10 protein-coding genes are annotated in these 13630 nt (G+C 61.7%); 4 read left to right on the top strand and 6 right to left on the bottom strand.

What is annotated here, in order from left to right; translation table 11 throughout:
• Positions 1-39: 39 nt before the first annotated feature.
• Positions 40-993, bottom strand: coding sequence for a LysR family transcriptional regulator (locus APH36_RS13035; protein ID WP_060498958.1), 954 nt, complete (start codon positions 991-993; stop codon positions 40-42).
• Positions 994-1021: 28 nt separating this feature from the next.
• Positions 1022-1969, bottom strand: coding sequence for a LysR family transcriptional regulator (locus tag APH36_RS13030; RefSeq protein ID WP_060498957.1), 948 nt, complete (start codon positions 1967-1969; stop codon positions 1022-1024).
• A gap of 101 nt (positions 1970-2070) precedes the next feature.
• On the opposite strand from APH36_RS13030, the gene APH36_RS13025 reads away from it, so the two are divergent.
• On the top strand, positions 2071-3384 hold the full coding sequence (locus APH36_RS13025) for an L-fuconate dehydratase (RefSeq protein WP_060498956.1): 1314 nt from the start codon (positions 2071-2073) through the stop codon (positions 3382-3384).
• A gap of 66 nt (positions 3385-3450) precedes the next feature.
• Positions 3451-4752: an MFS transporter gene (locus APH36_RS13020; protein ID WP_060498955.1), complete on the top strand. Its 1302-nt coding sequence runs from the start codon at positions 3451-3453 to the stop codon at positions 4750-4752.
• Between the two features lie 64 nt (positions 4753-4816).
• On the opposite strand, the gene APH36_RS13015 is transcribed toward APH36_RS13020, so the two are convergent.
• The 3 genes from APH36_RS13015 to APH36_RS13005 form a co-directional block, all read right to left on the bottom strand.
• Positions 4817-6169: a GntR family transcriptional regulator gene (locus APH36_RS13015; RefSeq protein WP_060498954.1), complete on the bottom strand. Its 1353-nt coding sequence runs from the start codon at positions 6167-6169 to the stop codon at positions 4817-4819.
• Positions 6169-7548, bottom strand: coding sequence for a hypothetical protein (locus APH36_RS13010; RefSeq protein WP_060498953.1), 1380 nt, complete (start codon positions 7546-7548; stop codon positions 6169-6171). The genes APH36_RS13015 and APH36_RS13010 overlap by 1 nt, the downstream gene beginning before the upstream one ends.
• Positions 7549-8062: 514 nt before the next feature.
• The gene (locus APH36_RS13005; protein ID WP_060498952.1) at positions 8063-9085 is read right to left on the bottom strand and encodes a zinc-dependent alcohol dehydrogenase family protein; all 1023 of its coding nucleotides are present in this window, start codon (positions 9083-9085) and stop codon (positions 8063-8065) included.
• A 206-nt stretch (positions 9086-9291) separates the two neighbouring features.
• Here APH36_RS13005 and APH36_RS13000 point away from each other — a divergent pair, with 206 nt between their 5' ends.
• Both APH36_RS13000 and APH36_RS12995 read left to right on the top strand, forming a co-directional pair.
• Positions 9292-10206: a LysR family transcriptional regulator gene (locus APH36_RS13000; protein ID WP_060498951.1), complete on the top strand. Its 915-nt coding sequence runs from the start codon at positions 9292-9294 to the stop codon at positions 10204-10206.
• Positions 10207-10357: 151 nt separating this feature from the next.
• Positions 10358-11632, top strand: a complete 1275-nt coding sequence (locus APH36_RS12995; RefSeq protein WP_060498950.1) for an integrase arm-type DNA-binding domain-containing protein — start codon at positions 10358-10360, stop codon at positions 11630-11632.
• Between the two features lie 474 nt (positions 11633-12106).
• On the opposite strand, the gene APH36_RS12990 is transcribed toward APH36_RS12995, so the two are convergent.
• Positions 12107-13558, bottom strand: a complete 1452-nt coding sequence (locus tag APH36_RS12990) for an efflux transporter outer membrane subunit (RefSeq protein WP_060498949.1) — start codon at positions 13556-13558, stop codon at positions 12107-12109.
• Positions 13559-13630 lie beyond the last annotated feature (72 nt).

Genomic DNA, 13630 nt, shown 5'->3' with positions numbered 1-13630 from the left:
CCTGGGGGCCATGAGGGCGGCGCCATATGGCCCTCGGGGCTACCTCTGCACGGCCCTGCGACGCTGTGCGCCCTCCAGCAGGATCTCGACAAACGCCCGGGCCGAAGCGCTCAGCGGTTCATCCTTACGGGTGACCACGCCATACTCCAGCGCAGGTACATGCAAGGGGCTGCTCAGCTCCTTGAATTGCCCGCTGGCCAGCTGTGCAGCAACCATCGAGCGCGGCAACATGGCAATCATCGGTGCCGATTGCAGCAGTTGCAGGAACATCGGCATGGAGATAGTCTCGACGCTGTCGGCAGGCGTGGCGATACCGGCCACCCGGAACGCTTGCTCCAGGCGGTTGCGGATCGGCGTGCCCACCGGATACAGCACCCACGGCCAGTCGCCCAGCGCTTCAAGGGGGGTGCTGTCGAGCAGGTTGAGCGGGTGCTCGCTGTTCACCACCAGGCTGAAAGGTTCGGGCTCCAAGGGCTGGAAGTCGAACAGCTGGCTGTAGCGTTCCTCGGTAAAGCGGCCAATCATGATGTCCAGCTTGTTCTGCTCGAGCATGGCCAGCAGGTGATCGCTGGAGTGCTCCACCACCTCAATCGACAGTAACGGGCTGCGCGCCTTGATGGCGGCGATGGCCTGCGGCAGAACCAATGCAGTCGCGGCAAAGATACCGCCAACCCGAATAAAGCCGTGCCCGCCGTTGCGCAAGCGGTTGACCTGGTCGACGAACTGCTGCGACTCGGCCAGCGCACCCTGTGCGTAACGCACTACGTATTCGCCCAGTTCGGTAGGTGGCATGCTGCGCGGCAGGCGCTCGAACAGGGCGAAGCCGAACTGCTCCTCAAGGTCGCGCAGCATCTTGCTCAGGGCCGGCTGGCTAAGGTTCATGCGGGTGGCGGTTGCATGCATGTTGCGCGTGCGCGCCAGGGTGTCGATCAGCACCAGGTGCTTGTAGCGGATCCAATTGCAAAAGCTGGAATGGGTCATGTCCGGCGGCATAGACGCAGGGCCTCATGCAGGGTGAAGGTCATTGCGCCCGCAAGTAGCGCAGCAAAGTATCGAGGGCAACCGAGTGGGGCCGTGAACTCAAGGTGAGTACACCGAGGTTGGCCATGGCCAGCGGCAGCTCCACCGGCAGGATGGCGACCATGCCATAGCGGGCATAATGCTCGGCCACGTCGTTGGGCACCACTGCAATCATTTCAGAGGTTTCAAGCATGGCCGTGGTCGCCAGGATCGAGGCGGTTTCGACGATGTCCAGCGACTGCACCATGCCGCCGGCCTGCAGTGCGCTTTCGACACGGCGGCGCATCGGGCTGCCAATGGGATGCAGGATCCAGGTCAAGCTCACCAGGTCGGCCAACTGCAGCCCGGTGGCGCGGGCCAAGGGGTGGCCTGCGCGGGCAATCACGCGCATCTGCTCACCGCCTTCGAACAGCTCGATGTTCAGCGCCTGGCTGTCGCTCTGCTCCGGCAGGCGCCCCACCACCATGTCGAAGTCACCGCGCAGCAAGGCGGGCAGCAAAGTATCGCTGGTACCCACTTCCAGGGCGATGCGTACCTTGGGGTGGTCGTGCTTGTAAGCCAGTATCGCCTTGGTCAGCACGCCCGGCACCGGCCCCATGACGCTACCCACCCGCACCAGGCCCAAGGCCCCGCGCGCCAGCTCGGCGATTTGCGCCTGGGCATGTTCGAACTCATGCAACGCGTTCTGTGCGTAGCGGATCATCACCTCGCCGTACAGCGTTGCTTGCATGCCCCTTGGCAAACGCTCGAACAAACGTACGCCAAGACGCTCCTCCAGTTGCTGCAGCAACAGGCTGGCCGCCGGTTGCGTGGTGTGCATCGCTGCCGCAGCGCGGCGCAGGTTGCCAAACTCGCCCAATGCATTGAGCAGCGTGATCTGCCGGCTGGAGATTTTCAGTGCGCCGAGGCTGGCAGGCACCTGGGCGTTATCGGGCAGCAAGCGAGACATATCGAATCCGGTATCGCTGGTTAAGATTTGGCGATTATGCCTGTATCGCTCGACAACCTACAGTCAGCGCTCCCAGTGCTTGAACAGAACAAGAGCCGACCATGAGCATTCGTATTACCCACCTCAGCGTACGTGACATCCGCTTCCCCACTTCACTGTCGCTGGATGGCTCAGACGCCATGAACAGCGCCCCCGACTATTCTGCGGCCTATGTGGTGCTGCACACCGATGCCGAGGCCCTCGAAGGCCACGGCCTGACGTTCACCATCGGCCGCGGCAACGAGATATGCGCGGCGGCGGTGCAGTCACTGGCGCCCTTGATCGTCGGCCTCACCCTCGATGAAATCACCGCCGACATGGGCGGCTTCTGGCACCGCTTTACCGTCAGCGACAGCCAACTGCGCTGGCTGGGCCCGGAAAAGGGCGTGATCCACCTGGCCACGGCCGCCATCATCAACGCCGTGTGGGACCTGTGGGCCAAGCACGAAGGCAAGCCCGTGTGGAAACTGCTGGCCGACATGACGCCGGAGCAACTGGTGCGCTGCCTGGACTTCAGCTATGTCACCGACGTGCTCACCCCCGAAGAAGCCATTGCCCTGCTGCGACGCCAGGCGCCAGGCAAAGCCCAGCGCGAGGCGCAGATGCTGCGTGAGGGCTACCCCGGCTACACCACCGCGCCAGGCTGGTTGGGCTACAGCGAAGAGAAAATGCGCAAACTGGCCCGCGAGGCCGTGGAAGATGGCTGGACCCACATCAAGCAGAAGATCGGTGCCGACCTGGAAGAAGACATCCGCCGCGCCAGTATCCTGCGCGACGAAATCGGCTGGGAGCGCACCCTGATGATGGATGCCAACCAAGTGTGGGGGGTCGAGGAGTCGATCACCAACATGCGCCGCCTGGCCGCCTTCGAACCCCTGTGGATCGAAGAGCCGACCAGCCCGGACGACATTCTCGGCCACGCCACCATTCGCCAGCGCATCGCGCCCATTGGCGTGGCTACCGGTGAACATTGCCACAACCGTGTCATGTTCAAGCAAATGTTCCAGGCCGGTGCGCTGGACTTCTGCCAGCTGGACGCTGCCCGCCTGGGCGGCCTGAACGAGGTGCTGATCGTGCTGCTGATGGCGGCCAAGTACAACGTACCGGTGTGCCCGCACGGTGGTGGCGTCGGGCTGTGCGAATATGTGCAGAACATCGCCCTGTTCGACTACATCGCAGTGTCTGCCTCGCTGCACAACCGGGTGCTGGAGTACGTCGACCACCTGCACGAGCACTTCATCGACCCGGTGGTGATACGCCGCGGGCGCTACATGCCGCCACAACGCCCGGGCTACAGCATCGAAATGCACGCCGAAACCCTGGAGCGCTACCAGTACCCCAACGGCGCCGTGTGGCTCGACATCAACCGCTCCTGACTCACAGACCTTGGCGTGTCGCGGTTACGCGACACGTCACCAGCACATTTCACGGGGAAAAAAACAATGACAACCCTCACCCGTGCAGCGGCTTCGGCCCCTGCCGCCACCACAGAGCAGCGCCTGAACGGCCTGCTGTTGCGCAAATTGATGCCACTGCTCATCGTCGTCTATGTGATGAGCTTTCTTGACCGCACCAACATCGCCCTGGCGAAAGCCAGCATGGGCATCGACCTGGGCCTGTCGGCAGCGGCGTACGGCCTGGGTGCCGGCCTGTTCTTCCTTACCTATGCGCTGGCCGAAGTGCCCAGCAACCTGATCATGCATCGGGTGGGCGCGCGCTTCTGGATCACCCGCATCATGATTACGTGGGGTCTGCTTTCGGCGGGCATGGCCTTCGTCCAGGGTGAAACCTCGTTCTACATCATGCGCCTGTTGCTGGGCGTAGCCGAAGCGGGCCTGTTCCCGGGTGTCATGTTGTACCTGACCTACTGGTTCGACCGGGAACAGCGCGCCCGTGCGACGGGGTATTTCCTGCTGGGCGTGTGCCTGGCCAATATCCTCAGCGGGCCACTGGGCGGTGCCCTGCTGGAAATGGACGGCGTACTTGGCTGGCATGGCTGGCAATGGCTGTTCGTACTCGAGGGCCTGCCCGCCGTGGCCTTGGCCTTCGTGGTGTGGAAGAAGCTACCGGACGGCCCCGCATCGGCGCCTTGGCTGTCGGCTGCCGATGCCAAGGATATCGAACGCCGCCTGGCTGCGGAGCGGGCTGGTGCGCCACAGCAAAGCAAGTTGGGACAGATGTTCCGCGACCGGCAGATCTGGCTGGCGATCGTGGTGTACTTCGTGCACCAGATCACCATCTACACGGTGATTTTCTTCTTGCCGGGTATTATCGGCACATACGCTGCGCTTTCGCCTTTCCAGGTTGGCCTGCTGACTGCGGTGCCATGGGTTGCCGCCGCCATCGGTGCCGCCACCTTCCCACGGCTGGCCACCTCACCACGCCGCTGCCGCACCTTGCTGTTCTTCGGCCTGCTGACCATGGCGGCCGGGCTGCTGCTGGCCTCGCTGGCCAACTCGTTCCTTGGCCTGATCGGGTTCTCCCTGACGGCGCTGATGCTGTTCGTGGTGCAATCGATCATCTTCGTCTTCCCCTCGAGCCGCCTGAGCGGCAATGCGCTGGCGGCCGGCCTGGCCTTCGTTACCACCTGCGGTCTGTTTGGCGGCTTCGTCGGGCCTTCGGTGATGGGGCTCATCGAGCAGACCACCGGCAGCACCCGCAATGGTTTGTGGGTCATTGCTGCGTTGCTGGTAGTGGCGGCACTGGTCAGCACCCGCCTGCGCCAAGGGCAGGAAAAACACTGAGCAACACGCACGCTTGCACCGCCTGCAAGCGCAGCCCTGTGCTGCCCTTGCAGGCACTTCGATTTCAATGTGAGAAGCGGGCACGGCGCCGACAGCCTTGCTCCAGCGCTTGCGCCAAACGCTCCACCGCTTGGTGCAGGTCGTCCGGCAGCCCGCCCGACCACATCAACGCCAAGTATTGCGGGTAACGCCCCTGCAGGCAGAACTGCGCGCCCGGTAGCGCATGCAACGCTGAACCTGCCAAGGCTGCGGCAACACGCTCCCATACCAGCGGCTGGCGAAAGCATACCCACAGCATGTGCCCACCTTGCGGCATCTCAAACCTCACCTGTTGGCCAAATTGCAGCTCAAGCACATGCGCCAGGCCGTGAGTGCGCCTTTGCAGGTCTGTGCGCAGGTGTACCAGTTGTACGTCCATTTCCCCCTTGCCGAGCATATGCGCAAGCGCCTGCAGACGCAGTGGCGCAAGCCGAAACGCACGTTCGGCGAACGCCTTGGCCAGCACGGCGTCTTTGCTCAACACATAGGCATACGGTGCTTCGGCCCCTACCGCAGGCTCGAACGTGCCCATCACCAGCAGCCAGCGCGGGTCGACCCAGTCGCGCAGGCGCTTTTTGGGTGGCCCGTTGTAACAGAGCTCACTGTCCAGGTCGTTTTCCAGCAGCCAAACAGGGTGTTGGCCTAGCAACAGGCCAAGCTGTTGCTGATAGTACGGTGAAACCAGCCGCCCTTGCGGCATGCCCAGGCACGATGGCATGACCAGCATCTTTACAGGCTCGCTCCCCAGCAGCGTGGCCAAGTTGTGCAGGTCCGGATTACCACGGGCATCCGGTGGTACCTCTAGCACACGCATGCCTGCACGCGTCAGGGCGCGCAGCACTTGCCGGCAACAGGGTGAATGCACCAGCACGGTACCGCCCTGCAAGGCCAGCGCCGCCAGCAGCGTCTCCAGCAACGCCGGCACATCAGGTGCCAGTTGCACGTCATCGCGACACCAGTACTGGCTGGAAGAACGGGTATAGCGCTCTGCCAATGCACTGCGCAGGCGGGTGCTGCCAAGTGCCCCCCAAGGCTCGACGCTGCGGTCCCGCTGGCGGGCGAAACGCCGTTCGTGGCCAAACAGGGCACGTTCCAGCAGCGGTTGCACGGGGGGGGGCAGGCAGGGCGTGATCACCGCTTGCACTGTGCCGGCGTGTTGTACGTAATAACCCGACCTCGGCAAGCAGCGTACACGGCCCTCCTCTTCCAGCAGGCTGTAGGCACTCTGCACGGTTGCCAACGACACCCGCAGCCGTCGCGACAGTGTGCGCAGTGACGGCAAGCGGCATGGACCACCGCTTGCCGCCTGGTCGATCAAGGCTTCCAGGTAGCGATATACCTGGCGATACGCGAACTCGCCGGGGGCCACTCGCCCCATCAGGACAACCCCACAAAACCGCGCCTCAGCCCCGACGCCTGCCGAGGCATCAACCTCAAGTGCACGTCGCGGCGGGCCAGGTTGTTCAGCAGGCGCCAGGCGGTCAGCGGCAACTGCCCGCTATAAATCGCCCGCAACTGCACCAGCGGCAGGCCACTGGTGTTCACCAGCCAGGCTTTCACCGCATCTGGGCAGGGTTTGCCCTGCAACGCCCGGTGAAGATACGGCAACGCCACCAACATGTCGGCATGCCGGCATTGCAGGAAACGTTCAAGGTTCTTCCCTTGCCGGGCAAAAGGGCTGAAGAGCAAGCACACCAGCTGCGTCTGATTGATGCCGTAGATTTTGCCGAGTTGCGACTGATGCATTTCGTGTTGCTTGCTACCGCCCGACTGCCCGGCCAGGCGCAACGCGGGGCGGCTGGACTGGGGATCCAGGCTGCGTGCACGCAGTTCATGCAACTGTACTGCGGCTTGCGGATCGACGAATGCCGACAGTGGCCAGGCATTCGGGGCGTTCTCGATGCTAAAAGCCAGCATGCTATCAAGCGGCTGTGCTTCGACCACGTACGGTAGCAGGTCATCAAGGGCAATCAGCCGCACCATCTCCCTTTCCGTTGCGTCGCCCAATGCCGGCTGGCTAGTGGGGGCGCCCCCGACAAGCCCGTGCAACCGGCCCAGACCTTGGGCCAGCACCGCCAGGCACTGGTGCATCGCATACGGGCCGCGCTCACCGGACAGGCGCAGGCTACGCCGGGCCCATGCCAGGTATCGGCGCCGCTGGGCACCGGGTATGGCGGTGACCAATGCATCGGCAGGTGCCTGTGCCTGCAAGGCAAAACCTATAGCCCCCGCCAACTCCAGGTGCAGACGGCTACCCAGCAAGGCTTCAGGCCTGGCGTCGACCAAGTGGCCGAACATCAACAAGGCGTCTTTCGCCAGTGCCCAACGCTCGGGCCTGGCCGAGGGCTGGCGGCGAAACGGTACCACTGCGCCACCCTCGATCATCTGCAGCTGCACCCGCAGGTCATCCTGCATGAACAGTGCGCTGAAGCTGCGCTCATGCGCGTCCAGCCTGGCGCTGTCCGCAACCGGTAGACTGACCACCAGCACCCGCAGCTGGAAGGTTACCGGCGCACGCAGGGCGATACTCAATTGTGCGGCACGCAGCATCGCCAACAGCCTGGCACTGTTGCGATCGCCGCCCTGCAACACCTGCAAGCGGAAGGTCCCGATGTACTCGAGCCCGCCTGCCGCAACCAGCAGCCGTTGTATCAGCAACTGCAGAGAAGCACGCTGCGACTGTGACATGTGGCTCAGCAAGCGTTCAAGCACTTGTTCGTAGACGTAATGCATTGCCTGGTCGTGAATAGCTGTCACGAAATCACCTCACCCACTTCATTCAGCCGACACATGCCGAGCCCACTGTATTGAGCTTGAACCTGTGCCAAAACTACCCAGAAGAAATTTCCTACAATCAAATGGAAGTAATGACGTAACCCTTCACTGTCGCCAAGCCATCGAGAAAAGCCCTCCGCCACGATGCTCTATCGCTAACGCACATTGCCTTCGCCTGGGCATAGCCATGCTCATTTCACGCTCCTTGCGCAAACTACTACCGGGCCATTATCGAGGGATGCAGAGCGAATTGAAGATACAGATAGCGGTAAAAAAACCATTCACCAGAAGTACGGGTGCACATTGAAGCGCATGGCGAATGCGTTCAAGCCAGATTATTTGGCGAAATATTTACGACACTTAAAAACCAATCCACTTAGATGTAGTACTTGTCACATTCAATTGTAGGAACGTTCCTATTTTTAATATTTCAACCCCACCCCGCAGACAAAAAAACCCGGGACTCGCCCGGGTTTTCCAGTAACGCATGCAACCGTCAGTGTTGTGCCATGTCCAGCACCACCCGCCCGCCGCACGGGCATTGGTCCATGTAGCGATGCGCCTCTACCACCTGCTCGAACGGGTACACCTTGATGATCTGCGGTGTCAGCAACTGGTCGGCGGTGAACTGGTTGATGTCGCGCAAGGCGCGCTGCAAGGCCACTTGGTCCTGGCTGATGCCAAGTTCTGGCTTGCCGGTGAAGTTGCCAATGCAATGCACATAGAACTGGATGTTCTTCTGGAAAGCCGCGCACGCCGGGAACGGCGTCTGATTGCCGCCTTGCAGGCCATACAGCACCAGGCTGCCACGCGGTGCCAGCACGTCGCCCAGCAGCGACATCTGCGGGCCGCCCATGCCATCGAGAACCATGTCCACGCCGCGGCCATCGGTATACTTGCCAACCTGCAGCAGCAAGTCCTGCTCTTCGGTGACAATCACTTTGTCGGCGCCCAGGCCCAGCAGGTACTCACGCTGATCCGCTTCCTTGGTGGCCGCAAACACTTTCAGCCCCAATGCCTTGCCCAGCTGCACGAAGGCAGGGCCGGCGCAATGGCTGGCATCGGTGACCAGCGCAGTCTGCCCGGCCTTGGCCCGCGCCAGGTCGACGTAGGCGAAATAGGCGATCAACAGCGGCGTATAATGCACGCTGGCCTCGATCGGGGTCAGTACATCCGGATAGCGGGTAATGGCTGAGCGCGGCAGCACGATGACATCACCATACACCGGGTGGTCGTTGGCACTGGTAGCCGGGAAGCTGGCAACCCGATCACCGACGGCAATGTCTTCGACCCCTTCACCGACCGCCGTCACCACCCCGGCCATTTCGTGGCCGATCCCCGCAGGCAGGCGTGCCTGGGACGGCGCCAGGTTCTGGCGCCAAAGCACGTCATACCAGCTGACGCCAACCGCCTGGACGCGGATCTGAACCTCGTCGGCAGCGGGTGACGGTTCGGTCTGCTCCTCGCAACGGAGCACATCGGCAGCGCCGAACTTGTGGAAACGGATCATGCGGGACATCGCATACCTCGCCTTTGTGAACCTCTAATTACCACTGACTCTATCCGGGCTTTACCGGTTAGACCATCAGCGGTCATTAATAGTCGACATGCTTGTCATCGATTGGGCACCTCACTTTCCCTGCAATTGGTCCCCCTAAACCCGTGCAGGGTAACAGCCTTTGGCCTTAAGATTCATCCCTGCCCCACTTTAGGCGAAGCGCACCGATGAATCGAAACGACCTGCGTCGCGTAGACCTCAACCTGCTGATCGTGTTCGAAACGCTGATGCACGAGCGCAGCGTGACCCGTGCCGCGGAAAAACTGTTCCTCGGCCAACCGGCCATCAGCGCGGCCCTGTCGCGCCTGCGCAACCTGTTCGACGACCCGCTGTTCGTACGCACCGGCCGCAGCATGGAGCCCTCGGCGCGGGCCCACGAGATCTTCGCCCTGCTGTCGCCGGCGCTGGACTCCATTTCCACGGCGGTGAGCCGCGCGGCCGAGTTCGACCCCGCCACCAGCAATGCCGTCTTCCGCATCGGCCTGTCGGACGACGCCGAGTTCGCCCTGCTGCCACAGTTGCTCAAGCGCATTCGCGCAGAAGCGCCTGGTATCGTGCTGGTGGTGCGGCGGGTCAATTACCTGCTGATGCCGACGTTGCTGGCTTCGGGCGAGATTTCGGTGGGCGTCAGCTACACCAGCGAACTGCCGGCCAACGCCAAGCGCAAAGTACTGCGCCGCAGCATGCCGAAACTGCTGCGGGCCGACAGCGTGCCCGGCAGCATCACCCTGGACGACTTCTGTGCGCGCCCGCATGCGCTGGTGTCGTTTGCCGGGGACCTTTCCGGGTTTATCGACGAAGCGCTGGAAGAGATTGGTTGCAAGCGCCATGTGGTGCTGGCGGTGCCGCAGTTCAACGGGCTGGGAAGCTTGCTGGCAGGCACGGATATCGTGGCGACGGTGCCGGACTACACGGCCGATGCACTGACGGCGGCGGGTGGTTTGCGTGCCGAGGACTTGCCGATACCCGTGCGCAGTTTCGAGCTGCACATGGCTTGGCGTGGAGCGCAGGATAACGACCCGGCGGAGCGGTGGTTACGGTCGAGGATCCAGATGTTCTTCGGGGATCCCGATAGCTTGTGACTGACTTCCACTGAGATCCAGAAATTCCAATAAATTCAGCATCTTAACTTCACCTCAAGCCCAATGCCGTCCGTCGTATTCCGCCCATTTCCAACGCGTCTGCGGGTATATTTTTGGGTACTTTTTCTGTTTCGAAAAAAAGTACCCGCACATGACGACTTCCCTCCCTACGCCTGGACTGCGGCGAAAACTCAGCGATGCTTTCCTGCGCGCCATTGCCGAGCCCGGCAAGTACGCTGACGGCGAGGTGCCCGGTCTGTACCTTCATGTCCAGGCCTCGCAGAAGTCGAACAAGCCTGCTGCTAAATATTGGCGGATGAGGTATCGCCTACATGGTAAGGAGAACGTGTACGCAATCGGCCGCTATCCCGACATTGGCTTGAAAGACGCCCGCGACTTGGCCCGAGCCGCGCGCCAGAACGTAGCCCATCACGTCGCCCCGCTGAAGGCCAAACGCAAGAAAATCGCCGAGCAGTTACTCAATGAGGAACGCACCTTCAGTTACGTAGCCGAACAGTGGCTGGCCTTCAAATCGCACGACCTCGTGAGCAAATCCCTCGCGGGCTTCCGCGGCGCGTTGAACAATCACATCCTGCCCACGATCGGCAGCATCCCCGTCAGCGAGATCAAGCTGGACCACATCATCGAGATCATCGCTACCCTGCGCCGCGCACGCACACTGGCCATGGCAAAGCGCGTGCGTACCATCATCCGCGCCGTCCTCGGCTTTGCCGAGGGCCGTGGCTGGGTGGAGCGCAACGTGGCCCTGAGCAACACCGAAGAGCTTAAGGTTCGCCATGTGGTGATCAGCAATCCAGCGATCGAACGACCAGCCGATTTGGGTCACTTTCTGCTGCGTCTGGATCAACTAAACCCAAGCAGTGTGAGCACAGCGATGCGCATGCTAGTCATGCTGCCCGTTCGCCCTGGCGAGCTGGTGAAAATGCGCTGGGAAGACGTCGATCTGGTCAGCGCCGATTGGCGTTATATTGTTGGGAAGACCCGCCATCTGGACAAGAGCAAACACATCGTGCCACTGCCGGAGCAGGCCCTTGTGCTGTTGCGTGAGCTCCATGAACGGCGAGTGGTGGATGAGGCGGGGAATGGCTGGGTCTTTGTCTCACCGGTCTATCCGGGCTACCCAATTGACGCCACGTCCTTGGCCAAAGCCTATCAGCGGATATGGCCGGACTACCCCATCACCGCGCACGGATTCCGCGCCACCTACCGCACTATCGCCCACGAGCATTTGGGCGTCGATCCGATTGTATTGGAGTTGTCTTTGTCTCACCGCATGCCGGGCGCGCTGGGCGCGGTTTACGCGCGCGCCCAACTGCTGCCACAGCGCCGCGAGGCGGCACAACAATGGGCAAATTACTTGGATCAACTACGCAAAAATGCTGCGCTGTTAGCGCATACGGATTAGGCGAAATGCCCGCATGCCCGGTAAGAATCGTCTGCGGGCGATGAATGCTGAGCGGGAAACGAGACTCGCATCGGGCCTGCGAGCCTTTGAAATCTGAAATTTTTCAGCTATCCCTGAAACGGTAATAGCCTCAACTCTGGACTCATTTGCGACCTAGCACGTGTTCCGGAACGCCGGGATACGCACCGACAGGTTCTTCCGTGCCGCGCTCTGCCGAAGAAAGATTCTGAACTATTGTCTGAATCCACAGCGCCTCCCATTTCAGTGGTGGCGTTACGCACGTCTTGCCACCCCCTTATTACACCCCCAGAAATGCAAATTCATATCACCTGGATCACTACGCGCCACCTACCCCAGGCAGAGGCCGCATGCGATAGTTCCGCATCAACGGATCTATGCAAAGGGCGACAGCGATACGTCCCGGCCGGGATCGCCGCTCCCAACTGCTCTCGACCAGGACATTGAGCAGTCAGATTATCGCTGTGCCATTTCTGAATTAAGTGACCATCCACCGCCTAGAGCACGGTAGGTAGCGATCGCAGCACGCACTGCTTCGGTTTGAGCAACTGCTCGCGAGTCCGACGCCCGGAGCAACTGTTGATCGGCGTTCAACACGTTGATCAGGCTTGCCGCACCATTCTCGAAGGCTACGAAGGACGACCGACGAGCGCGCTCCAGTGACACCTCAGCGCTTTTCAGTGCCCGTGCCTGCGCCTGGCGGTTGACCAATGCAGACAAAGCGGTTTCAACGTCTTGCGAAGCGCTCAATACCGATTGCTTATAGAAGGCCAGCGCTTCAGCTTCGCGCCCTTTGGCCTGGTCTAACTGTGCATTGATGCGGCCAAAGTCGAATAGTCGCCACCTCAGGCCCAGCAAAACTGCTGACTGGTTGGCATCGCCGCTGAACAGCGCTCCTGCCGAAGTCGAGGCGCTGCCGATCATGGCGCCTAACGAGAACTTGGGGTAGTACTCGCTGATCGCACTGCCAATCATGGCATTGGTAGACATCAGCCTGCGCTCGGCCGCGATCAGGTCGGGGCGACGACGGAGCAGATCAGCCGGTGCGCCGATTTGCGCAAGCGCAGGCACCTCTGGGATGGGCGAGGCAGTTGCCATCAACGCTCGATGGGTACCCGGCGCAGTCCCCAGCATGACGTCCAGGGCATTCAGCGCACCCTCCAGGCCCGCGCGCAGTACCGGTACAGTCGCCTCGACCTGCGCCAGCTCACCTTCGGTTTGACGAACCTCGAAATCGGCCGCCACGCCTTTACGGTTGAGCAGGCTGACTTTGGCCAGAAGGTCCTGTTGCGTTTGCACCTGCTTCTGCGCGATAGCCAGGCGCGCTTGCAGCCCCCTTGCCGTGGTGTAGATATCTGCGGTTTGCGCAGCAACTGCCAGGCGCGTTGCAACCGCGCCCGCTGCAGACGCCTGGTACTCGCCAAAGGCCGCTTCCCGGTCACGGCGCAGCCCGCCAAACAGGTCGACTTCCCAACTTGCCCCCAATTCGAGTTCATAGCTGTTGCCGTAGCGGTCATAGCCGGGCATCGAATTCAGCACCTGCCCCAGTGGCGTTTCCACCGACTGGCGCGCGCGCGCAGCCTGGCCATCAATCGCTGCCGACGGCACCAGGGCGGCGTTAGCTGACCCCAGCACAGCGCGTGCCTGAACGACTCGGGCCTGTGCCTGCGCCAAACCCAGGTTCTGCTCCAGCGCCTGGCCCATAAGCCTGGTCAACACAGGGTCTGCAAAGCTTTCCCACCAGGTATCCAGGTTGACGGACGGGGTACCACCGGCAGCATTCACCTGCGCGGCGGTGATGTAATGATCGGCCAGCGGAACCTCTGGCTGTTTATAATCCGGGCCAACCATGCACCCTGCTGTGAGACTGGAGCTCAACAACAGAGCAAGCGTTCGATAGGGCAGCATGATGATTCTCGTAGACCAAGAAGGGTTGTGACCATATTATATTTTGGTCACAAGCTGTCAATCAGTTCCAGG

Source organism: Pseudomonas sp. NBRC 111133 (assembly GCF_001320605.1).
GTDB classification, from domain to species: Bacteria; Pseudomonadota; Gammaproteobacteria; order Pseudomonadales; family Pseudomonadaceae; genus Aquipseudomonas; species Aquipseudomonas monteilii.
The sequence above is the reverse complement of the archived record's forward strand: the minus strand, read 5'-3'. Positions and strand labels throughout refer to the sequence as shown.